At 46.1% G+C, this 23,607-nt stretch carries 18 protein-coding genes and 1 other annotated feature; of the genes, 10 read left to right on the plus strand and 8 right to left on the minus strand.

Annotated elements, in window-relative coordinates:
- Nucleotides 1-67: 67 nt before the first annotated feature.
- The 7 genes from MKX68_RS22800 to MKX68_RS22830 form a co-directional block, all read right to left on the minus strand.
- Nucleotides 68-721 (minus strand): methylthioribulose 1-phosphate dehydratase, encoded by a 654-nt coding sequence (locus MKX68_RS22800; RefSeq protein WP_036607600.1) that lies wholly within the window; start codon nucleotides 719-721, stop codon nucleotides 68-70.
- Nucleotides 722-724: 3 nt separating this feature from the next.
- Nucleotides 725-1,402 carry a 2-hydroxy-3-keto-5-methylthiopentenyl-1-phosphate phosphatase gene (locus tag MKX68_RS22805; RefSeq protein ID WP_340914136.1) on the minus strand — a complete coding sequence of 226 codons (678 nt, stop codon included), beginning with the start codon at nucleotides 1,400-1,402 and terminating at the stop codon, nucleotides 725-727.
- Complete coding sequence (locus MKX68_RS22810; RefSeq protein ID WP_340914137.1) at nucleotides 1,399-2,622, minus strand: 2,3-diketo-5-methylthiopentyl-1-phosphate enolase; 1,224 nt, start codon at nucleotides 2,620-2,622, stop codon at nucleotides 1,399-1,401. Before MKX68_RS22810 ends, MKX68_RS22805 begins: the two co-directional genes overlap by 4 nt.
- Nucleotides 2,619-3,479 carry a pyrroline-5-carboxylate reductase gene (proC, locus tag MKX68_RS22815; RefSeq protein ID WP_036671976.1) on the minus strand — a complete coding sequence of 287 codons (861 nt, stop codon included), beginning with the start codon at nucleotides 3,477-3,479 and terminating at the stop codon, nucleotides 2,619-2,621. The genes MKX68_RS22810 and proC overlap by 4 nt, the downstream gene beginning before the upstream one ends.
- A gap of 36 nt (nucleotides 3,480-3,515) precedes the next feature.
- Complete coding sequence (locus tag MKX68_RS22820; protein WP_340914138.1) at nucleotides 3,516-4,763, minus strand: glutamate-5-semialdehyde dehydrogenase; 1,248 nt, start codon at nucleotides 4,761-4,763, stop codon at nucleotides 3,516-3,518.
- 238 nt (nucleotides 4,764-5,001) lie between these two features.
- On the minus strand, nucleotides 5,002-6,105 hold the full coding sequence (gene proB, locus MKX68_RS22825; RefSeq protein WP_340914139.1) for a glutamate 5-kinase: 1,104 nt from the start codon (nucleotides 6,103-6,105) through the stop codon (nucleotides 5,002-5,004).
- 82 nt (nucleotides 6,106-6,187) lie between these two features.
- Nucleotides 6,188-6,402 (minus strand) — a binding site (T-box leader).
- A 64-nt stretch (nucleotides 6,403-6,466) separates the two neighbouring features.
- Nucleotides 6,467-7,675, minus strand: coding sequence for a pyridoxal phosphate-dependent aminotransferase (locus MKX68_RS22830; protein ID WP_340914140.1), 1,209 nt, complete (start codon nucleotides 7,673-7,675; stop codon nucleotides 6,467-6,469).
- Nucleotides 7,676-7,937: 262 nt separating this feature from the next.
- On the opposite strand from MKX68_RS22830, the gene MKX68_RS22835 reads away from it, so the two are divergent.
- The 3 genes from MKX68_RS22835 to MKX68_RS22845 all read left to right on the plus strand — a co-directional run bounded on the left by MKX68_RS22835 (nucleotide 7,938) and on the right by MKX68_RS22845 (nucleotide 11,673).
- Nucleotides 7,938-8,954, plus strand: coding sequence for an ABC transporter substrate-binding protein (locus MKX68_RS22835; RefSeq protein ID WP_340914141.1), 1,017 nt, complete (start codon nucleotides 7,938-7,940; stop codon nucleotides 8,952-8,954).
- Between the two features lie 201 nt (nucleotides 8,955-9,155).
- Nucleotides 9,156-10,778, plus strand: coding sequence for an AraC family transcriptional regulator (locus tag MKX68_RS22840; RefSeq protein ID WP_340914142.1), 1,623 nt, complete (start codon nucleotides 9,156-9,158; stop codon nucleotides 10,776-10,778).
- 73 nt (nucleotides 10,779-10,851) lie between these two features.
- Nucleotides 10,852-11,673: a carbon-nitrogen family hydrolase gene (locus MKX68_RS22845; RefSeq protein WP_249912258.1), complete on the plus strand. Its 822-nt coding sequence runs from the start codon at nucleotides 10,852-10,854 to the stop codon at nucleotides 11,671-11,673.
- 510 nt (nucleotides 11,674-12,183) lie between these two features.
- On the opposite strand, the gene MKX68_RS22850 is transcribed toward MKX68_RS22845, so the two are convergent.
- On the minus strand, nucleotides 12,184-13,104 hold the full coding sequence (locus tag MKX68_RS22850; protein WP_249912260.1) for a LysR family transcriptional regulator: 921 nt from the start codon (nucleotides 13,102-13,104) through the stop codon (nucleotides 12,184-12,186).
- Between the two features lie 376 nt (nucleotides 13,105-13,480).
- Here MKX68_RS22850 and leuC point away from each other — a divergent pair, with 376 nt between their 5' ends.
- The 7 genes from leuC to nth all read left to right on the plus strand — a co-directional run bounded on the left by leuC (nucleotide 13,481) and on the right by nth (nucleotide 23,592).
- Complete coding sequence (gene leuC, locus MKX68_RS22855; RefSeq protein WP_249912599.1) at nucleotides 13,481-14,902, plus strand: 3-isopropylmalate dehydratase large subunit; 1,422 nt, start codon at nucleotides 13,481-13,483, stop codon at nucleotides 14,900-14,902.
- A 31-nt stretch (nucleotides 14,903-14,933) separates the two neighbouring features.
- The gene (gene leuD / locus MKX68_RS22860) at nucleotides 14,934-15,536 is read left to right on the plus strand and encodes a 3-isopropylmalate dehydratase small subunit (protein WP_091028995.1); all 603 of its coding nucleotides are present in this window, start codon (nucleotides 14,934-14,936) and stop codon (nucleotides 15,534-15,536) included.
- A 598-nt stretch (nucleotides 15,537-16,134) separates the two neighbouring features.
- Nucleotides 16,135-17,541 carry an N-acetylmuramoyl-L-alanine amidase family protein gene (locus MKX68_RS22865; RefSeq protein ID WP_340914143.1) on the plus strand — a complete coding sequence of 469 codons (1,407 nt, stop codon included), beginning with the start codon at nucleotides 16,135-16,137 and terminating at the stop codon, nucleotides 17,539-17,541.
- Nucleotides 17,542-17,799: 258 nt separating this feature from the next.
- Nucleotides 17,800-19,209, plus strand: coding sequence for an N-acetylmuramoyl-L-alanine amidase family protein (locus tag MKX68_RS22870; protein ID WP_340914144.1), 1,410 nt, complete (start codon nucleotides 17,800-17,802; stop codon nucleotides 19,207-19,209).
- Between the two features lie 35 nt (nucleotides 19,210-19,244).
- Nucleotides 19,245-19,922, plus strand: a complete 678-nt coding sequence (locus MKX68_RS22875) for a GerMN domain-containing protein (RefSeq protein WP_339783040.1) — start codon at nucleotides 19,245-19,247, stop codon at nucleotides 19,920-19,922.
- A 72-nt stretch (nucleotides 19,923-19,994) separates the two neighbouring features.
- On the plus strand, nucleotides 19,995-22,733 hold the full coding sequence (locus tag MKX68_RS22880; RefSeq protein WP_340914145.1) for an S-layer homology domain-containing protein: 2,739 nt from the start codon (nucleotides 19,995-19,997) through the stop codon (nucleotides 22,731-22,733).
- Between the two features lie 163 nt (nucleotides 22,734-22,896).
- Complete coding sequence (nth, locus tag MKX68_RS22885; RefSeq protein WP_340914146.1) at nucleotides 22,897-23,592, plus strand: endonuclease III; 696 nt, start codon at nucleotides 22,897-22,899, stop codon at nucleotides 23,590-23,592.
- The last annotated feature ends 15 nt before the right edge of the window (nucleotides 23,593-23,607 follow it).

A 23,607-nucleotide genomic window follows, 5' to 3' on the forward strand; every position in this document is an offset into this window, starting at 1 on the left:
CAAGGGCTATGTATACCAGCCTTGGCGTGTTTTTGGTTGTGCAGCTTTGATTTCGAATAAATGATTGCTATTTCGTGGCGCCCTTCAACAGAAGTTGACGGTACATCACTTCGAACAGGAACTCGAACGCTTCCAGATGACGTTTCGCTTCAAAAGCATCTTTACCCCACGCATATATGCCGTGGTTCCGAAGCAAGATCCCTGGTACGTTGGCATCCAGTACACCTGGCACCAATTCAGCGATAGATGGAATATCTGCAAAGTTAGGCAGGACAGGTACACGAATCTCCGCATTTTCTTCCCAAATGTTGAAAGCCTTGATCAATTCGATTCCTTGAATCGGTACGTGTCCATCTGCTCCAAAGAATTCACTGATCAGGTTGTTAAACACCGTATGCACGTGGAATACAGCACCACAGCCGGTCAAACGATAGATTTCACAGTGAATCAACGTTTCGGCACTGGGTTTCAACGTTGTTGTTTCGATCGCTTTGCCGTGTTTGTCTACAAAAAGGAAGTCTTCCGGTGTGCGCAGAGATTTGTCTTTGCCTGAAGCGGTAACCGCAAAATAAAATTGCTCCGGGTCAAAATCTCCTACACGCATCGATAGATTGCCACTCGTTCCGGGGAACCAGTTACGACTCGCGAACAATGCTTTAATATCAGCCAGTTCTTCAAGGACCTGACGTTTGTGTTCCAATGTAATCTTTTCAAAACCCATCGTTTACAGCACTCCTTGTGTTTGCTTCTGTTTCATATCTTCGATGATATCGTAAAATGTAGCAAATGGCACATGGTCCACACCAAGCTCAATACATTTGTCCGTCAAAATGGAGCGGGAGTAGACAAGATCGGCAATCTTTGCACCCTCAAAGTCTGTCAGACTGTCTCCAATGAGGATTCGATTGTATTGTTCTTCCGGGAAGGTACGAATCACGGTTGTTTTGCACATGCCGCAGCCATTCTCACAAGGAGGCTGGCAGGGATTCGGCCATTCAATCCGAATGGTTTCACCCGAGAAGTCAGCTCCATTGCAATAGACATGATCCTTAGGGATATCAAATGGCGCGAGTAGGGGTTCGATAAAGAAGTCCATACCACCGCTGGTCACATTGAATTCAATCCCTTCGCTGCGAACGTAGTCAAGAAACTCGCTGAATCCTTCACGGATCCCCGCTTGTCCAAGCACAAATTCCACAATTTCATCTTTCTGCGATGCAGGCAAAAGAGCGAACATAGCTCCAACACCTTCACGCAACGAGATGTTCTGCTCAATCGTATCTTTCATAATCGCTTCAATGCCCTCAGGCTTGAAATGTTTCATGATTGCGACAATATTGTCCGAGAGAGTAATCGTACCGTCAAAGTCACAGAAAATGACTGTTTTTTTATCACTTCTCATCGTTCGCCACCCCACAGATCCAGTGCGCTTTTCAGTTCCGGATGCTCGGTTGCATATTGTGCAAGTGGAATGGAACGCTGAGCTGCCTCAATGGCTTGCAGGAATGCACGTCCGCCTGCCTCAGTGCCCATAGGATGCCCATGAATACCGCCGCCAGCATTAACGATGACATCCGTGCCAAAGTCGCGCAAAATAAGCGGTACAAGGCCTGGATGGATACCGGCTGAGGGTACTGGCATGCTGGTTCTTACAGGCAAATCAGCTGTCAGTAATTGCTCTGTGATTGCCATATTTTCTTCCTTCGGCATCGTAACCGAACCATAAGGAGAAGGGAAGAGCACCAGATCGGCACCCGCAAGACGCATCAACTGGCCAAGTACAACCGAAGCCGAGATGCCGTAATGTGGTGAAGGATACAATGCACCCGCAAGTGCAGGGTGAGCCATAATTGGCACATTGATATCTGGATCACTGCTGAGTTCATGCAGGACATCATATCCGTAAGACAATACGTTGAACAACAAGGCATTGGCTCCTGCGCCGATGGCACGTTCAGCTTGCTCTTTCAGACGAGATGTAGGCCCTGTGAGATTGGTTGCATACAGAAGTTTCTTGCCAGTCTCCTGGCGTGCCTGTTCGGCAGCTTTCATGCAGACCTCGACTCTTTTTTCGATGGGTGTCAATTTGTTCTCGAACAGAATCTCATCGTCCTTGATCAGATCAACGCCCCCAAGGGCCTGACGAATAAATTGTTCACGCAGTTCATCTGCATTTAGCCCAATAACTGACTTGAAGATACTCATTAACAGTGGACGATCATGCACACCAAGCAGATCACGAACACCATTCAGTCCAAACTTGGGTCCCGGGAATGCACTGAGGAAACCATCCGAGAAACCAAGCTTTGTTAATTTGATCCGGCCATCCATTGAGATTTTGCCAAAGACCGTCACGAGCAGGGCAGGGATATCACGACTGAAGTTAATATCGGGATATCCGATGGTAATATCGGCGTAACGCTCACCTGCAGCCATTCCTTCAGCTTCATGGACTTCTACGCTGATTACTTCACCCAGATGTTTCTGCATCGCTTCACGCTGGGCTTGCGGCAACTCAGTCCAGCTACCAACGGTCATGCCAATCGCGATGGACTGAGCCTTCTTGCGAAAGTCTGCATGATCATCATGCAGACGATATGTGGCTGTGCACATGTTATTCATTTTAAATCCCCTTCCAAAGCAGCTCCCATCTCCCGTGAGCGCTCTGCACAGCGGTTGACGGCTGCGATTACATTTTCAAAGAAATCTCCTTCGTCCAGCGTTTTCAGTGCTGCCTGGGTTGCCCCTCCCGGGGATGTCACATCACTACGAAGCTTCATCGGTTCCAAACCGGTTTGTTGTACCATACGTGACGCGCCCAGCACCGTCTGAACAGTGAGATCACGAGATTGCTGGCTGGATAAACCACCACGAATACCTGCGGCAATCATGGCCTCCATTAAATAGTATACATAAGCAGGGCCGCTTCCGGAAATCCCTGTAAGCACTTCGAGTTTATCTTCAGGCACGATGGTCACGATACCAACCGCTTCAAACATGGTCATCACCGTACTGCGCTGTTCATCCGTAATCTCCGCAGAGAAGGCAAGCCCGGTAGCACCAAGTCCAATGGTACTGGATGTGTTCGGCATGGTTCTCGCGATCGGTTGTTTACGACCAAGCAAGGACTGCATCGTGCGGATCGATAATCCGGCAATGACAGACACGATCAATTGATCAGGTGATAACAATGGACCGAGTTCACGTAGCGCTGCGGCAGCATCTTTGGGTTTCATACAGAGTACAATGACCGGAGTGGAGGCAAGATGATCCAGAGATTGTGAGGCAGTTCCGGTATGCACTGCATAACGGGTGCTAAGCTCCTCCTGACGTTTCTGGTTGCTGCGGTTCAGCATCGTAATATCCTGAGGACGAACGACTAGGCGGGAGATTAGTCCGCGCACGATGGCTTCAGCCATCGCGCCTGCTCCGTGGAAAGTAATCTTCTGTTGTAGTAACGTCTGTTGCTCTTGACTCATATTTATCGTTCCTCCTATATAACTGGTGCTGAGATATTATTGACGAATCTGCCCATTGCCTGTAATACGATATTTGGTTGATGTCAGTGCTGGTAGTCCCATCGGTCCACGTGCATGCAGTTTCTGGGTACTGATTCCGATTTCGGCTCCATAGCCAAATTCAAATCCGTCGGTGAAACGTGTAGACGCATTGTGATAGACGGCTGCTGCATCCACATCATGCATGAAGCGCTCTGCATGGGCTGTATCCCGCGTTACGATACACTCGGAATGTTTGGTTCCATAATGTGCGATGTGCTGCATCGCTTCGTCCAGGTTCTCGACAACACGGATATTTAAAATATAATCGTTGTACTCGGTCGCATAGTCTTCCTCGGTTGCCTCAAGGGCAGAAGGGACAAGACGGCGCACGGTGTCGCAACCTTTCAAGACCACATTGGCCTCACGGAATTGCTCGGCAAGAGCAGGCAGATGCTCTTCCGCATATGCTGCATGCAGCAGCAATGTTTCCATGGAGTTACATACGGATGGACGTTGTGCCTTGGCATTGATGGCAATTTCGGCAGCCATAACTGGATCGGCTGATTCATCCACATAGGTATGACAGATACCCGCCCCAGTTTCAATTACAGGTACGGTTGCATTAGCAACCACATTACGAATGAGGGAAGCCCCGCCGCGTGGAATGATGACGTCCAGCAGTCCGTTCAACTTGAGCATCTCATCTACGGAAGCACGATCTGCATCTTCAATCAATTGCAAAGCATCAGCAGGCATGTCTGTCGTTGTGAGTGCCTGATGCAGCACCTCCACAATTTTACGATTGGAGGACAGGGCAGAGGAGCCGCCGCGCAGAAGCACTGCATTACCTGTTTTGAGACATAATCCGGCTGCGTCTACAGTTACATTAGGACGAGCTTCATAGATGATGCCAATCAGGCCAATCGGCACTCTTAATTTTTCAACATGTAATCCGTTTGGACGGGTGAATGTCTCTAGGACTTCGCCGACTGGATCAGGCAGATCTGCAATCTGACGTAACCCTTCAGCAATGCCTGCGATACGCTCCTTATTAAGTGCGAGCCGATCCAGCATGGATTCCGGCGTGCCTTGTTCTCTGCCGAGTTCCAGATCTTCGGCGTTTGCCGTAATGATGGAATCCGTCTCCTTAATCAAAGCATCTGCCATGACACGCAGGGCCGTATTTTTCTGTTCTGTATTCAATCGGTTCAGCTGTGGAACCGTGGCTTGAGCTTTGATGGCTTTTTCTCTCACTTCACTCATCTTAATTCCTCCTCATATATAAAAAATAAAAATTCTAACCACATGTTGAACTAAAGATTATTCACACAGACACTACGATGACAGAATAACCTTCCAATCGCTGTTATCCCCAGATTTTTTTGATTCCCTTTTCTGAGGGGAAAATCCGGGGATAAAGGCGAACGCTCCGCTTTTTCAGGTTTTTTCTGTCCTCTCCGTTACGTGTAAATGATTAGTTTAACTTAATATAGCTTCAAGTTTATTTTAAAGTAATCCATTCGTCTCTATGAATAACCTCAAGCCTATGGATGCTAGCGAGTTGTTTCATCACTTCGCCACTGGGAAGTCCGGCAATAAGTCGAAGCTGGTCATCATCATAATTGACAATACCGCGACCAAGCAAGGTTTCATCCAATCCAATGACCTCTACGACGTCTCCTGCATGGAAAGTTCCCAGTACTCGCTTGACCCCTACAGGCAGAAGACTGTGCCCCCCATGGACAAGAGCTTCTTCAGCACCATCATCCACAACGACGGTTCCCAGTGGAGTAGACATGAAGCCAAGCCACTGCTTTTTACGGGATAACGAAGCGAGTCGTGTCTCAAAGTAAGTTCCTCTGCCCGTGCCATCAACCGCTTTCTGCATATCTCCGGGTTCTTTCACACTTCCCACGAATACAGGTACGCCTCCACGTGTAGCAACCTTGGCTGCATCAACTTTGGATCGCATGCCGCCTGTGCCAACCGCTGAACCTGAACCGCCGGCAAAAGCGTAGATCTCCGCCGTTATCTCGGGGATACGGTCGTAACGCACGGCAGAAGGATCTTTACGCGGGTCTGCGGTGTACAGGCCATTGGTATCCGTAAGAATAATTAGATGCTGTGCCTTCACCAGGTTTGCAACCAATGCGGACAACAGATCGTTATCCCCAAACTTCAATTCGTCCACCGATACTGTATCATTCTCATTGAAAATCGGAATCACTCGCTGTTTGAGCAGTTCCTCCACGGTCATGCCTGCATTACCCATACGTTTACGACTGTGAAAGTCTGTACGAGTTAACAGAATTTGCGCCGTAGTAACGCGGTGCGCTGCAAAAGCCTGTTGATATGCCTGCATCAATAATGCCTGCCCAACGGCCGCTGCAGCTTGTTTCTCATGCAACTGTTTAGGCCGCTGAGGGTAACCGATCTCCCGGAATCCGGCCGCTACCGCTCCAGAGGTGACCAGAAGTACTTCATGACCCTGATCAGCCAATGCTGCAATTTCTCCGGCAAAAAAAGTGATCGCACTGCGATCCAGACCGCCTTCTTCCGTGGTAAGCGAGCTGCTTCCAATTTTAACTACAATACGTGAAGTCATGGTTTCACTTCCTTAAACATGATTAATAAGTGCTTCTGGAGCAGGCTTTAGCGGGTACAAAAAAAACTCCCGCCCTTTAGTTAAAAAGGACGAAAGTTTGTTACTTCCGCGGTACCACCTTTATTGATGATTAGATCATCCGGCTTCATGCCCTGTAACAGAAGGCACTGTCCTGTACGTAACAGGCCGCTCAGGGGTAGGTTTCAGAGAAGAGCCGCGGTAAATTCTTTCAGCAGGGTGGAATTTACTCTCTGTGCGCGACTGATATTCTCTTACTGGTCCCGTCATCACGTTTCGTTCAATATTTCTTATAACATACCATGGAAACTTGGCATATGCAAAGGGGTTATGGTCCTGTAAATTACTTGAATAAGTTCAGCTTGCCAATCCGTTCCACAGCTTCGCGTAATCGGTTTTCATCACTTAGCAATCCTGCGCGCACATAGCCTTCACCATGCGAACCAAAACCAATACCAGGGGCTACGGCCACCTTGGCTTCTCGCAGTAACAAGTCTGCAAATGAAGCGGAGGTATAACCGGCCGGTACAGGCAACCAGCTGAAGAATGAACCTGCGGGTTTCGAAGCTTGCCAGCCTATCGAGGAAAGAGCGTCATAAAATGCATTACGACGGGATTCGTAACGTGAAACCAGCGAAGTGACACATTCCTGAGATCCAGTAAGTGCTTCCGTTGCCGCAGCTTGAATCCCACCGAAAAGACTGACATAAATATGATCCTGAAGCAGATTAATTTTAGAGACAATCTCTGCGTTACCTAGCGCGAATCCAACACGCCATCCAGCCATATTGTACGTTTTGGATAACGTATAGAATTCAATGCCCACTTCTTTGGCACCAGGGGCTTGTAGGAAACTTACTGGACGATGTCCGTCGAACCCAATCGCACCGTAAGCAAAGTCGCTGGCAACGACGATTTGATTTTGAATGGCAAATTCAACCGTATCTTCGTAGAACGAAAGTGGAGCTGTTGCCGACGTTGGATTGTTGGGATAGTTGAGGAACATCAGCTTGGCCTTCTCCCGATCTTCGGCTGTAACAGCTTCATAATCCGGCAGGAATGCATTGGACTCCAACAAAGGCATAAATGACATGTTTGCTTTGGCGAGTGCAACACCGGACCAGTAATCCGGGTAGCCTGGATCGGGAACAAGAACGGTGTCACCGGGGTTAAGCAGGACCTGAGGTAACTGAACCAGTCCTGTTTTGCCCCCGAACAGAATGGCTACTTCAGTCTCGGGATCCAGATCAACGTTGTAATCTTCCTTATAACGTTTGGCGACAGCTTCCTTCAGGAAAGAGTACCCTCTAAAAGGGGAGTATTTATGGTAGAGCGGATTTTCAGCCGACTCTTGCAGTGTTTTCACAATATGAGGTGGTGTAGGTGTATCCGGGTTCCCCTGACCCAGATTGATCACATCATGTCCACTTGCGATTTCACGATTTACATTTTGAACAAGGGTAGCAAAAAATTGCGTTGGCAGCTGTGTCATTACATCAGAAGTTGGTATCGTAAAGGCAGAACGAGCAGTTGTTTGGTCTGAATGGGTCATTATATTTATCACTCCGGTTATTAAAAATGGCAAATAGTTCTCATTAATTTATCACGCCAATCCCGAGCTGTATAGAGGGAAATCCACTTGATTAGGCAGTACATAGGAGCAAAGCACGGAGGATTGTACAAAACTTAAAGTGCCCATATAGTTTTGTCCATTGAGCTGAGAGAAGCCTTGTTTTATGATAATATCCGATAATGATAATCAATATCATTAAATTATATTGCACAATGCACATGATACAGGGGGAGAAATAGCAATGAAAAAGGGCATACGAAATACGGCAGTACTATTTACGATTACGTGGTTATCCATTCTGCTGCTGGCTTGTGGAAATCAGGCTGCAACACCTGCTGCTGGCTCAGATGATTCCAAAGCAGCTACAGAAACACAGGCTGATGGAAAGACAACCAATGAGGAACAGACCGCAACGGAAGAGACAGATGAGGGGGAGACCCGGGTATTCAAAGATTGGACTGGCCATGAGGTAGAGGTCCCTGTAAATCCGAAGCGAGTCATCTATCATGGAGAAGTTACGGGGGATCTGCTCGCGCTTGGTGTTGTTCCTGTAGGCATACTTCGTCAGGATGGAACTGTATACGATGATCAGGTTGCTCAGGCAGAGGATGTAGGATTTCCGATCAGTGTGGAAAAGGCTCTAGCCTTGAATCCCGATCTGATCATTTTCTCGAACAGTGATGAGGCACAATACGATCAGATCTCAAAAGTTGCACCTACGGTTACATTTGATTCGTTCGGGTCAATAGAAGATCGTATGCGTATCCTTGGCGACTTGTTGAACAAAAAGCAAGAAGCGGAGGATTGGATTACGAATCATCAAAAAGCAACAGAAGAGATGTGGAAGCAACTCCATGAGAACGGATTGAAAGAAGGGGAGACGGCTTCGGTGTTCACCATGTATCCCGGGAATCGTCTGTTTGTCATGGCGGGCTCAGGATTGCCACAGTTGTTATATGGAAAAGACGGATTGAAGCCAACTGCAGAAATTCAGAAAGTATTGGATCAAGACATGGGATTTGTAGAGATTTCGACTGAAAAATTATCTGAATTTGCCGGTGATCGGATATTTATACTGGATCCTGTGACCGACGATGCGAAACAATCCACCAAGGAATTGCTGGATAGTACAATCTGGAAGAACCTGCCTGCGGTGAAAGAAGGAAAAGTATATCGTTTTAATATCGTAAAAGCTTCTAGTGATGCTCTTTCGAGGGAGTGGCTGTTACAAGAGCTGCCAAAACAGATGATTCAATAATAGTGACGAGCTAGTGAGGCAGGAGTAACACCTTTGAGTAATGCAGTTATAAAAAAGTGAAAGGGGCCTTCAACATTTCGTTGAACGCTCTTTTTTGCTGATTAAACTCATATCTGGATTATTAACAATCGCTCGCTTATAATCAGACCATACAGAATGATTGATAATTATTCTCATTTTAGAAAAACGAGGTGAACCGACATGCAGGCTTTGGATGCCGATGGGGGAGCGTTGTTCTATTCAGCATTCATGTTTCGGCTGGATCATCTGGTACGACGAATTGAACCACCTGAACAGGTGATGCTGGAAGTTGCTTGCGAGAAACATGCCTTCCTGATCTGCGAAGAAGGGGATGGGCGTTTATATATTGGACATGAACAGTTTCCGTTTACTACGGGATGTGTCTATCCGCTTTCTCCGGGAGAGGGTTACCAGATTGAACATCGTAACAACTCGGAATTGAAATATATCGTAATGGCTTTTGATGTTATTCATGTGTTGACGGGTGATCCCGAGCTCTTTACCCGCCCTGTATTTGAGCACAGAAACCAATTGAATGGTTATCCCTATGCTCCGTTAAGTGGGCTGCTGGAGCAAATGTATGTCATTCGAAATTATAAAACAGATGCCGAATACAGTCATTTGAATGCGCAATTCCAAAAATGGATGGAGATGATCATTACCCGGTACACTTCTCCAAAGACGGAGCAGAGTATGGAAGCAAGACTACACAGTACGATTCAGTATGTGGACGACCATTATGCTGAAGAAATCACTGTACAGAAACTGGCACGTCTTGCGGAGATCAGACCTGTACAATATACGACACTTTTCAGACAACTCACGGGTCACAAGCCACTCGATTATGTGAATCATGTACGCATCAAACATGCTAAGGAATGGCTTCGCAAATCGGATGAACCACTTCGGGATATAGCGAGCCGCGTGGGATTTAAAGATGAGTATTATTTCAGCAGGCGTTTTCGCCAAATGACCGGATTATCTCCTCGTCAATATGACAGATCGATTCAGCAGCAGACGTTGGTACAAGATTGGTTGGGTCATGATGTGAATATTCCAGTAAACCCGAAGCGAATTATGTATTACGGAGATTCCGCTGGGGATCTGCTGGTGCTGGGCATTCAATTGTTGGAAGATCGGACATATGACGCGGTCGCTCCGGTTAATGTGGAAGCAGCTGTTATCATGAAGCCGGATTTGATTATTTTGGATAGCAGCAATGAACAGCAGTATGAACAACTTCACCGGATTGCACCGACGATTGCTTTCAATTCTCATGCCACGTTGGAAGAACGAATGCGCAGATTGGGCAGCTGGTTTGGCAGACAACCTCAGGCTGAACAATGGCTAACCTCCTATGAGGAGCGTACTGAGCAGATGTGGGCGAAGATCCATACTTTGATTGAAGAGGGGGAAACGGCATCCGTATTTACATACCATCGGGGTGCACGATTATTTGTTATGGGCAATATTGGTCTCGCGCCATTGTTATATCATCCGATGGGATTCAGGCCAGTTACCAAAGTGAAGGAAGCACTTGCGGCGGGCAGAGCCTACAAGGAAATTTCGGCTGAAGCAGTGCAACAGTATGCCGGAGATCATGTATTTGTTATGCTGCCTGAGGAAGTCGTGGCAAGACAGGCTACAGAGATGCTGATGAAAAGTCCCAGTTGGCAGGCCCTTCCGGCTGTGCAGAATGGACGGGTGTATCCTGTGGAAGAGTCGATCTGGAATGTGGGTGATGCGCTTACGAGTGATCGATTGCTGACCCTGCTGCCTGAGTTGTTGTGTGCAAGTTCATAACAACAACAGGCTTGCAGTCCTCAGGAGGATCAAGCTATGATAGCAGGTATTACGGTTCAGAGGAGTGCTTGTCATGACAGAAAAACAACAGGGAGAAATGCGTGTAGCCCTGATTCAGGGCGATATTCAACTCGGAGACCCTGAGGCCAATCATAAACATATGCAGACGTTGCTTGAGCGTGCGGTAGAACAATATCCGGATCTGGGGCTGGCTGTGTTACCTGAGATGTGGAATACCGGATACGCTTTGACTCAAATTCATGAACTCGCTGACCCGGAAGGCCAGAAATCTCGGGAATGGCTGTCTGCTTTTGCTCAAAAACATCAAATATCCATCGTTGGCGGTTCAATTGCCGAGAAACGGGATGGTCAAATATACAATACAATGTACGCTTATGATCGTGAAGGAAAACAGGTAACACGATACGATAAATTACATTTGTTCCGTCTGATGGACGAAGAGAAATATTTGCAGCCTGGTACAGAACCTGAAATTTTTGAATTGCAAAATGGTCTTACAGCCGGTGCTTCCATCTGTTATGATATCCGGTTCCCGGAACTTGCCCGCACCCTTGCTTTAAATGGTGCCAAGGCATTGATTGTACCCGCCGAATGGCCGAAACCTCGTCTGCACCACTGGCGTACGTTACTAACGGCACGAGCGATTGAGAACCAGATGTATGTGATCGCATGTAACCGTGTAGGTAAAGGGGGAGAGACCGAATTTTTCGGACATTCCCTCATCATTGATCCTTGGGGTGAGATTGTGGCTGAAGGTGGCGAAGGGGAAGAGATCGTGACCGGAATTATTCGTCCATCTCTGGTGGATGAGGTTCGCGGACGTATTCCCGTATTTGAAGACCGTCGACCTGGCGTTTATTTTGGCGGAAAATAAAAACGGAAATAAAATTCTTCAGTAAAAGTGTTTATTCTTCCAGGACGCGGGTAATGATAACTATCCCGTCACCAAGGAGGATGATCAATCAATGGACAACCATGTGAAAGATACGCTCAGGAGACTGGAACAGGATAACACAAGGGAAGATCACTTAAGGGCATTCTTAGAGAATGGAGCAGGAGGGCTATCACCCCCTGATTCAACTGTTCAGGACGAAGGCCGTGTAATGAATCAGCAAAACAGGCTGACAAGCGATCGTAATTTGCGAAAATAAACCGCCAAACATGAAGTTTTCTTATGTACGTTTCTACGTTAACATTATAAATTAGCATTGTAGCTTAACAACTTAACAAGCAACATTGTACTGTAACCAGTTACTGTGATTGCAATGTAAGAACTCTATCCTGCGGATGCGGGAAACGAGTATATGACAAAGGCTTGGCCCATAAGGGTCAAGCCTTTGTTTTGGTTCAGTATGAAATGTACCCATACCCATAGGAAAAAAATTTAGTCTCCCTTTGACAGTTCGGCCACGGTTTGTTGAAACGTATGGATGAATGCTTCGGCTGCCTTCGACAGCACTCTGCCTTGACGATAAGCCACAACAAGTGTTCTGCTGGGAGTAGGCTCAGCAAGTGGCACATACACAGGCACGAACTCACTGCGCGGAGCCCGGGCAATAAAGCGAGGAACCAAGGTAATACCCATACCTGTGGCGACCAGCGACTGAACGGTTTCAATATTGGTGCTTTCAAACACAACATTGGGGTCAAAACCGGCCTGCTCACAGAGATCAAAAGTAAGTTTGCGGAAACCTTGTCCTTTTTTCAATACAACAAAGGGTTCATCACGAAGCTCTTCAATTCGCACCGGAAGCGGATTTTCCGGATCTGCCCTGCGCGCCAAAGGGTGATTCGGGGGAACCGCCAGATCAATTTTTTCCTCTCCAATGGCAACGTAGGCGAGACTTGGCTCTTGTAAAGGAAGAGATAACAGACTGAGATCTGCTTTGCCGCTTGCTGTCAATTTCTCAAGTGTAAGCCCGGAGTCTTCCAATAAAGTAACCTCAATCTCGGGATAAGCTTGTTGGAACGCAGGAAGCACATGTGGGAGCAAGTGTGAGCCCGTGATCGGCATGCTGCCCACAACGACTTTACCTTTGCGAAGCTGGGAGATATCGGACATTTCCTGACGCAATAGCTCCACGGCATCTACGATCTTCTGGGCTTGCTCCACAAACGTAACACCCGCATGGGTTAACTCCACGGTACTTGTATTACGCTGAAACAGCAGCACACCCAATTCTTTTTCCAATTTGGATAATTGCTGGCTTAATGACGGCTGGGCAATATGCAGCTTCTCTGCTGCCCGGGAGAAATTGCGTTCGGCCGCAATTTGCAACGTATATTGAAGTTGTCTGAATTCCATTGTCATTGGTCATTCCTTTCGTTATGCCACCATTATATCACTACAGATGAAGAAATCATTCTCTTTGCCGGAACTACCGGTAAACTCAAATATCAGGAGAGGGCTTCTTTATTTTGTATAAAAGCATTGACAGCGAAGCAGCGGAAACGTAGTATAAGACTTATATGATAATGATAATTGTTATCAATTGAAACCTCTGCGATGAGCAGTGGTTTATTTGTCTTTCTCTCATTATAGGTTAAACCTATTACATCTATAGATATTATATCTTGGAACAATGAAGGACAGGGTGATATATTTATGTCATTCAAGAGCTTCACTTTTTAAAGAAAACAGAGGCTCTTCCAAGGACCGAACTTATAATGAGGTGAAAATGATGAGTAAAAAAACGATGTTTGAGAAAATTTGGGAAAATCACGTAATTCATCAAGAAGAAGGCAAACCAAGCATTCTGTATATCGATCTGCATCTGGTGCACGAAGTAACTTCTCCGCAGGCATTTGAAGGTCTTCGTCTCAGCGGACGTAAAGTTCGTCGCCCTGAATTGACATTTGCAACAATGGACCACAACGTTCCAACGAAAGACCGTTTCAACATTACAGATCCTATCTCCAAACAACAAATTGATACACTTTCGCAAAACTGCCGTGATTTCGGCGTGAAATTGTATGATCTGGACACCATTGATCAAGGCGTTGTACACGTTATGGGACCTGAACTGGGTCTGACTCATCCGGGTAAAACGATTGTATGTGGTGACAGTCATACGTCCACACACGGTGCGTTTGGCGCACTGGCATTCGGAATCGGAACAAGTGAAGTTGAGCACGTTATGGCAACGCAATGTTTGCAACAAGCGAAAGCTAAAACGATGGAAGTTCGTTTTGTCGGCAAACGTAACCCGGGTGTAACCGCAAAAGACATGATCCTCGCAGTCATCGCCAAATACGGTACAGACTTTGCAACAGGTTATGTTATTGAGTACACAGGCGAATCCATCCGTGAGTTGAGCATGGAGGAGCGTATGACAGTCTGCAACATGTCCATCGAAGGTGGAGCAAGAGCAGGATTGATCGCGCCGGATGAAACAACATTTGAATATCTGCGTGGACGCGAATACGTACCAGCGGATGCCAAATTCGATGAAGCTGTAGAAGGTTGGAAACAGCTTGTAACCGATGAAGGTGCCGAGTTCGACCATGTGGTTGAAATCGATGTGGAGACATTGATTCCGCAAGTAACTTGGGGAACAAGCCCTGGCATGGGAACCGATATTTCTTCGAAAGTTCCTGTTCCGGCTGAATTGCCAACAGAAAACGAACGTAAAGCGGCTGAAAAAGCGCTTGAATATATGGGACTTGCACCGGGAACACCAATCGCCGAGATTCCAATTGATTATGTATTTATCGGTTCTTGCACCAATGGTCGGATCGAAGATCTGCGTGCAGCAGCAAAAGTGGCTAAAGGTCACACGGTATCCAGTCAGGTTACAGCAATTGTTGTACCAGGTTCAGGACGTGTTAAAATTCAGGCAGAACAAGAAGGTTTGGATAAAATCTTTACGGAAGCCGGATTTGAATGGCGGGATGCGGGATGCAGTATGTGTCTGGCGATGAACCCGGATGTATTGAAGCCAGGACAACGTTGTGCTTCGACGTCCAACCGTAACTTTGAAGGACGCCAAGGACGCGGAGGACGTACGCATCTGGTATCTCCGGCAATGGCAGCAGCTGCAGCGGTTAAGGGTCACTTTGTGGATGTACGGGACTGGAATTTCAAAACAGAAGCAGCGATCTAATCTATAACAGACAGAAGGGAGAACGTTTAATATGGAAGAATTCAAAACATTACAAGGCATCGTTGCACCGGTAGACCGGGTCAATGTAGATACAGACGCAATCATTCCGAAACAGTTTCTGAAACGGATTGAGCGTACCGGATTTGGACAATTTTTGTTCTATGAATGGCGTTTTGATGAAGAGGGGAACAATAATGCTTCCTTCGAAATGAACAAACCTCGTTATGAAGGGGCATCGATCCTGATCTCACGTGCCAACTTTGGCTGTGGATCTTCCCGTGAGCATGCGCCATGGGCAATTATGGACTATGGATTCCGTTGTGTCATCGCTCCATCTTTTGCAGATATTTTCTATAATAACTGCTTTAAAAACGGAATCTTGCCAATCAAGTTGTCAGAAGAGCAAGTTGAAGACTTGTTCCAACGTACAGCGACACATGAAGGCTATGAGATGAATGTAAATCTGGAAAACAAAACGATTACTGATGCATACGGACTGCATATCGATTTTGATCTGGATGAGCACCGTCGCCAATTCTTGTTGCAAGGATTGGACGATATCGGTCTGACTCTTCAACATGATGATGAAATCGCTGCTTACGAACAACGCCACGCGGCAAAACTGTTCGGTTAATCGTTAAAGTATCGTATAGCAGAAAGCTTCTGCCTCGCCAAAGGGATCTTGTTCCCATCGGTGAGACAGAAGCTTTTTTTAATATCAGAGGCTAAATTAGCTTAATAAGTCAGCTATACATAGAAGTCCTGATCCTTCTTGGTGGAATATTTCAACATGTAATCTTCGCCATTATTTAGTTCTAGGGAAGCAATTTTGATTGGAGTATAATCCAAACGCGTCTATCTTTGAGCACACTTGTGTGAGTATTTATTTCCATCTTAGAGAGTACGTTGAACTAATGATCCGTTTTTTTGTAATACTTCCTATTCCGATATATGTATACTTTAAAGTTACATTAATAGATGGAATTTCATCAATTTATGACATCACTGATACGAAATCGATACACATTCATGTAAAAGAGATTATGTTCTTAAATGTGATCTGCTTTTTTATCTTATTTCCGACTGAATATGACAACGTTGTAACCGGATGAAGGGACAATATCTGATAAACTGATTAGTAGATTATGGAAGGTTACATAGACTCATTGATGTTATGCTGTGCAGAGAATCAGGTCGGATGTTCAAAAGACAAAAAGAATGGTGGATGAGGTATGAAAAAATGGTCGCCAGCAGTCGTTTTTCTTCTGTTCCTATGTTTATTTCCAGTCATGGCCCATGCAGACACCACTCCCTCGATTGCACTCGACGGTGTAACCATTAACCAGCAGACGGGAGCACCTGCCGAAAATATCGGAAAAACGGTCATGGTTCCGATTCGAATTGTATCCGAGAATCTGGGTTATAAGGTGAAGTGGGAAAAAGCAACCCAGTCAGTCCAGGTTCAAAAAGGAAACAGCACGATTCTAATGACGGCTGGTAAAGATGCAGCTACAGTGAATGGAAACGTAGTGAATCTGGATTCGCCTCCACTGATCAAACAGGGAACGACGCTTGTTCCGTTACGCTTTGTCGGGGAAGGCATGGGTCTGCGTGTTGGTTGGGACAATGGAACTAAGACAGTAAGCCTATTTAGTATTCCTCCTGTAGTAGGAACGGAAGGTGACAGTGACCCCGTTGAGGCACCTGTCCCGGATGGTCTGACAGAGCTTCAAGGCATCAGCTTCAGCGGAGATCGCTTGATTGTAGCAACAAACGGTAATATTAGCCCCAAAGTATCCAGTATTGGTGGGCCAGACCGAATTATTGTTGATCTGCCATCGGCGACATTCTCTCAGGAATTCATTCAGGGACAAGCATCTAATGTGGATGGCAGTGGACAGATTCTCGTTACGGATTCATCATTAGTTTCCAAAGTCCGGTATGCCATGTTCAGTAAATCGCCTTCTACCGTGCGTGTCGTTCTGGATCTGAATCAGACGGTTACAGCCAAATGGTCTGTTGGAGATAACAATGTCTTGCTCGTTGACCTGACAGCCACGAGTGGAGAACCGACAAGCCAACCGGCAGTACCTACGAATGATGGTAAAACGATTGTGGTCATTGATCCGGGACATGGTGGTCGTCAATCGGGTGCAGTCAGTTTGTCAGGAGCTTATGAGAAGGATTTCAATCTGGCTGTAGGACTGAAGGTACAGACAATCCTTCAAAAATACCCAAATATTCAAACAGTCATTACACGCCAGGATGATACAGAACTTTCGCTCAAACAGCGTGTGGATATTGCTGAATTGAATCAGGCAGATGTTTTTGTGTCCATTCATGGAAACAAATTCACTACACCGGTACCAAACGGCATTGAAACGCTCTACAGTCGTAAAGAAAGCAAGACATTGGCTGATACTCTTCACAAATATGTATTGCCGATAACAGGACTCAAGGATCGTGGGGTTAAAACGGCTAGTCTGCATGTGACGCGTGAAACAACCATGCCTGCTGTGTTACTTGAACTTGGTTTTTTAAGTAACCCTATAGATGAAGCAGTTATGCTCACGGAAGAATACCAGGACAAATGTGCACAGGCGATTGTAGACGGAATAGTTGAATTTTTGGGATTGTAGATTGAATTGTGCGCAAATATGAAGGTTAGGGTAGTACGTTGTTTAGAGATGTATATTTGATAAATAAGGAAAAAATAAGACATTAAAATGTAAAAAAAGCTTGATCTGACAACGTTTTTTTTCTGTTATGTTGGAATAAATTCGCAACTTTTAAGAGCGAGGGGCGTCTAATAGGTGTCTGGTAATGCCCAAGCGGTCAGTCGGAGTTGGAAAATGACAACATGCGGCAAAAAAATATGAGAATGGTAGGGGTGAAGGATGAAGAAGTTCGGTTTTTTGGTACTGTTATTTGTCTTTGGGCTCGTATTCCCGGGCTATAGTCACGCAGCAACAGACACGAAAATTATCCTAGACGGAAAAGAAATCGTACAGCCATCGGATACAAAAGCGGAAATTATCAACAGCAAGGTGATGGTTCCGATCCGGGTTGTGTCCGAAAATCTTGGATATAGCGTGGAGTGGAAGCAGCAAACGCAAACGGTGACTATTAGCAAAGACAACACTGCCATGCAGATGATTGTTGGACAGAAGACGGCAACGGTGAACGGCAGTAACGTAAACCTGGATGCCCCGCCACTCGTGAAAAATGGTACTACGCTCGTACCTCTCCGATTTATTGGTGAGGAAATGGGTCTTAAGGTGGGTTGGAACAATACCACGAAAACGGTAACATTAGTTACCCAGAATTCAGGTTCCGGAAACGGGACAACCACACCTCCGAACTCTGGCAATAATGGCGGAGGATCGGATCAGGAAGGTCTTGTACTGGTGAACGGCATCAGCTTCAGCGACAACCGCTTCATGATTGCAACTAGCGGAAGTACGAAGCCGAACGTCTTCACGATGACAGGACCAGATCGAATCGTTATAGACTTGCCGAATACCGCATTTGCTGATTCATTCAGTGAAGGACAGGCTCTAGACAGCAACCAGAATGGACAACTCGTCGTTAGCGGCTATCCGGATGTGTCGAAGATTCGTTACTCGTTATACAGCAACAGTCCATCTACAATTCGTTTTGTAATCGATCTGTCCAGTTCGAAAGGGTACAGTGTACAAAATGATTCCGGACTGGTCATGATTAACCTCGACAATCAAAGTGGTACACCTGCACCTCCAGTTGGTAATAATGGCAAAAAAGTTGTCGTTATCGATGCAGGTCACGGAGATCAGGATCCTGGGGCAATCGGTGTAACTGGTAAACGTGAAAAAGACTTCAATCTGGCAATGGCTCTGAAAGTGGAAGCCTTGTTGAAAAAAGAATCCAAAATTGACGTTGTGTTAACACGCAGCGATGATACATTTTTGGCATTGAAAGAACGTGTGAAGATTGCACAAGACATAAAAGCGGATATCTTCATCTCCATTCACGCTAACAGTGGCCCTGCTGCTGCGAACGGTGTAGAGACATTCTATACACGCTCCAACAGCAAAGCACTTGCTACAGTGATGCACAAGTATCTTTTACAGTCTTCCGGACTGAAAGATCGTGGAGTGAAAACGGCAAGTCTCCATGTGACCCGTGAAACGACAATGCCAGCAGTTCTGCTGGAAGGTGGATTCCTTAGCAATAAGAGCGACGAAGCAGCCCTGTTCACTGAGAGTTACCAGAACAGTGTTGCCAAAGGCATTGTTGCAGGAATCAAGGAGTATCTGGGAATTCAATAAGGGACAAGCCCTTATGTTGAGGAGGCGGAGTTAGAATGAACAAGAAAATATGGATTGCAGCCTTGCTGGTAACGGTTATGGCAGTTGCTGCTGGATGTGGAAGCAAGCCAACAGCTGCTCCGAATCAGACGCAAGGCGCAGGAACTGAAAACAATGTGACCGAGGTTGAAGGCGAAACAATTACCGAACCGGTAACTGCTGAACCTGAAGAGAACACAACACCTACAGAATCGACGGAAGGCAGTTCGGAGGAAACAACTACAACTACTCCGCCAAGCGAAACGTCTACGGAGAAGCCGCCAACTTCCGAAAGTAATGAAAAGAAAACGATCACTGTATTCTATACGGATGAAGAAGAACTGGAGTTGCACAAAGCTTCGGCAGAGATTTCATACGCATCGGATGATGCCAAATATAAAGCTGCCTTTGAATCACTGCAACAGAGCAAAGACGCTAAGCTTGTTCCGCTGTGGTCTAAAGAAATTGAATTGAAGTCTGTTCAGTTCAAGGATGGAGCTCTTACGCTGGATATTCATATGCCAGATACGGCGCGTCTTGGAGCAGGTGGAGAATCTTATGCGCTGGATGCTCTAAAACAAACGTTCTTCCAGTTTGATGAAGTAAAATCACTTGATTTACTGGTGGATGGTCAGCAGACGGAGAGTCTGATGGGCCATGTGGATCTTGAACATCCAATGACAAGATCCGAATAGGCTGTACAGCATGCTGTTGTACCGTGAATCCACGGAATATGGGTCGTTTTACATGAGAGAGGGGAATCATAGGTGACTTTTAAATATAACAATCCATCACACTCTAAAAAAGTAGTATCAGCCGTGCTTGCAGGCATGATGGCCCTTAGCGCCGGCGGAGCTGCCATGGCAGCAGAATCAACAGAAACGGGGCAGGGTCAGACTGCTGCAATAACAAATACGGCTGCACCAACTGGTTTGTTCAGTGACATCAAGGTCGGATACTGGGCTGAAAAACATGTGTACAAACTGGCATATCAAGGTATTCTTCTCGGTAACAACGGCCTGTTCCGTCCAGGAGACGCGGTAACACAGCAAGAAGCTGTAACGATGGCAATCCGTTTTATGAATCAAGAAGGCCAGTTGAATACCGACACGGCTGCGGCATTACCGACAAACATGGAAGTGGGAAATTATTTCAAGCCATATGTCGCGCTGGCACTTCAACTGGGACTGATTGACAAAACGGAAGAATCAACAGTGGATGTATCCAAGACCTCCTGGGGTCAAAAGCCGGCTTCACGGGAATGGATTACGAAATTGTTAATCCGTTCATTGGACAAGGATGCTGAAGCAAAGGCACAAAATAATCAATCTACCGGATTTGCTGATAATGCAAGTATTTCCGAAAGTGGTAAAGGTTATGTCAATCTGGCTGTTAGCCTGGATCTGGCCAAAGGTGTGGAAGGCAACAAATTCAATCCAACCGGATCCGTAACCCGTGCTCAACTGGCTACCTTCTTCAGTCGTGGTGAATCGTTAACGGATACAAAGTACCCAAACACATCCACGGGTTATGTGACTGGATTGAAAGATGGGCAGATCACGCTGGTTGTGGACGGCAAAGCCGTTAACTTCGCAGTGAACAGCAGTACGCCTTACTTTACGAAAGACAGTGAAACTCGTGCTTCCGCCACAGATGTGAAACTATATACGAAAGTTATGGTTGTAGGTTCGGCAGGTGGGGCTTCCTATGTGGAAGTTGTTGATGCTACACCGCAGGTGGAGAGCGTTGAAGGTACGTTTGCGCGTTCATTGTCTGGTAATAAAATTGGTATCTTTGTGGGCGAGAATTACGAAACGTACAGTTATGATGAGGCAACTGCATTCATCGATCAGAATGGTAATGCAATCAAACTGTCCGATATTACGGCAGATAGTATCATCGAAGTTCAGCGTGAGACGTTCTCAGCTGACAAAAAAACAGTCGCTATTCGTGTGAAATCCGGCATTGTTAACAAGAGTGACAATGGCGTAATCGCTGAAGTGTCTACCTCTGGCAAAACAATTAAGCTTGTTAATGCAGCGGGCAATACAGAGCAATATACGTATAATGACAATCTGATTATTCGTTACCAGGACCGCATTCTCTCTCTAGCAGAGCTTAAAGCAGGCAGTGCCGTGAAATATACCGTGAAAGACAGCATCGTGCAAACGATCGAGTTGTCTCAAGGTGTGGAGCAATCTGTGCGTGGAACACTGGTTGAGATCGGTGGTAACCAATCCACGTTAACGTTCAAACGTGAAGGGGGTTCCCTTGAGGCGAAACTGCTGACTGAAAAGCCGGAAGTCATTATTAATGGCATTCAGGATGCAACGCTGAATGATCTTATCACGGATGCAACGAACGGGGATCAGGTGGAGTTGACATTGAACTCTGACGACCAGGTAACGCGTATTCAGGTGATTGGACGTCAAATGGAACCTATGAACGGGGTAACGGTTGTGTCTTACAACAGTAAAACAAAGTTACTTACCGTGTTAGATAACAACAAAAAACCGTTTGTATTTACATTGGATGAGAAAACCAAGCTGGATTATAATACAACCAAACCTACACTGGCTGGTCTGGAGTCACTCTTAAATGATGGTCGCAAATTGGATCTGACCTATGTGGGAACACGTGCATTGTCCGTTAAAGTGATTTACAAGTATGAAGGTACGATCAGCAACATTGATACTTCTGGCAAGAAAATTAGCTTGTTGTCTGGTAATCAGACAATTACAGTGCCTTATTCTACGGTTCCTACAGTTGAGATTTATAATAAATCCGGCGCAAGTCTGGGAGATTTGAAGATTGGTGACAAAGTTACCGTAACGCTTGGAGCAAATCAGGATGTTGTGCAGAAGGTTGCACTGAACACTGTGGCTCAATTCGAAGTGGTTGCCTTGGAAGCAAATAGTCGTATTCGAGTAAAATCCGATCTGTTGACAAGTCAGTTCTACGTGGATCAAGCGGTACTGACAGGAGAGAGTGGTCAGACGATCACGCCTTCACAACTGACAGCAGGTAACCTGATTAATGTAACGTTTGAAGGAGCTACGCCAAAAGCGGTTCAAGTCGTGAAGCGTACGCTGGCTGAAGTTACAGCAGTGGATGCTTCATCTGTAACGCTCAAACAGTTTAACGGCCAGACTGAAACCGTGCCTGTTAGCGGTTCTGTTAAAGTCGTAAAATCTGGCTCCACATTAACTTCATTGACTAGTCTTACGGTAGGAGATCGTGTGGAAATGACAAAAGATACGGATAATTCCACACGCTTCAGAGTGCTGACTGTCATGAGTAAACAATTCTGGTCTTATGATGGCGTTGGTAACCAGATTTTGGTTAAACGGGAAACGACAGCAGACACGAACTATCGTTTTGCACTCGGATCAAGTGTATTTGTTCACCAGGGTGACAATACTTTAAGCGTGCAATCTCTCAGAGATAATGATAATATTGTATTGTATCTCCTGAACAATGTTATTCTGGAGATTCAAAAACAGTAATCGTTTCTTTTCGAGGATCAAAAGAATGACCGTCTTGATACGGGATCTTTCCCGCATCAAGACGTTTTTTTTGCAAGCTTTTTGAGGTCCCCGCAAAGTACTCGGATGAAGCTTCGAAGTAAGGCTCCGCAGCGTGGAGTCATTTTGTGGGAGGTAGCTCTTCATGAATGCAGCGACGGTTAGGCATATACTCGAAACTATGGAAGCAATGTTTCCTGATGCACATTGCGAATTAAATCACAGCAATGCATTTGAATTGACGGTAGCTGTCCTTTTGTCTGCCCAGTGCACCGATGAAACGGTGAACAAGGTAACTGCAGATTTGTTCCAGAAGTACAGAAGCCCAGCAGATTATCTGGCGGTTCCTCTCGAAGAGTTGGAACAGGATATTCGGCGAATCGGTTTGTACCGGAACAAGGCCAAGCATATTCAGAACATGTGCCAAATTTTAATAGAGCAGTATGGCGGTGATGTACCGCAGGAACATGATCAGCTTGTGACGCTACCAGGTGTCGGGCGGAAAACCGCGAATGTAGTTGTATCCAATGCGTTTGGAGTACCGGCAATTGCGGTAGATACTCATGTGGAACGTGTATCCAAGCGGCTGGCGCTTGCAGGTTGGGATGACTCCGTACTTGAAGTCGAAAAGAAACTAATGAAGCGCGTACCCCGGGACGAGTGGACTTTAACTCACCACCGGTTTATATTTTTTGGACGCTACCATTGCAAGGCACAGAACCCTGCATGTCATATCTGTCCATTGCTGGACATATGCAGGGAAGGGAAAAAACGTATGAAAACGTCCCAAATCAGGAAAGATAAGGAACGTGTCACCACCCGAAAACGAAAAATAAATTAATGAGCAGAAAAGGAT

It is taken from the genome of Paenibacillus sp. FSL M8-0212, assembly GCF_038004645.1.
Taxonomy (GTDB): domain Bacteria; phylum Bacillota; class Bacilli; order Paenibacillales; family Paenibacillaceae; genus Paenibacillus.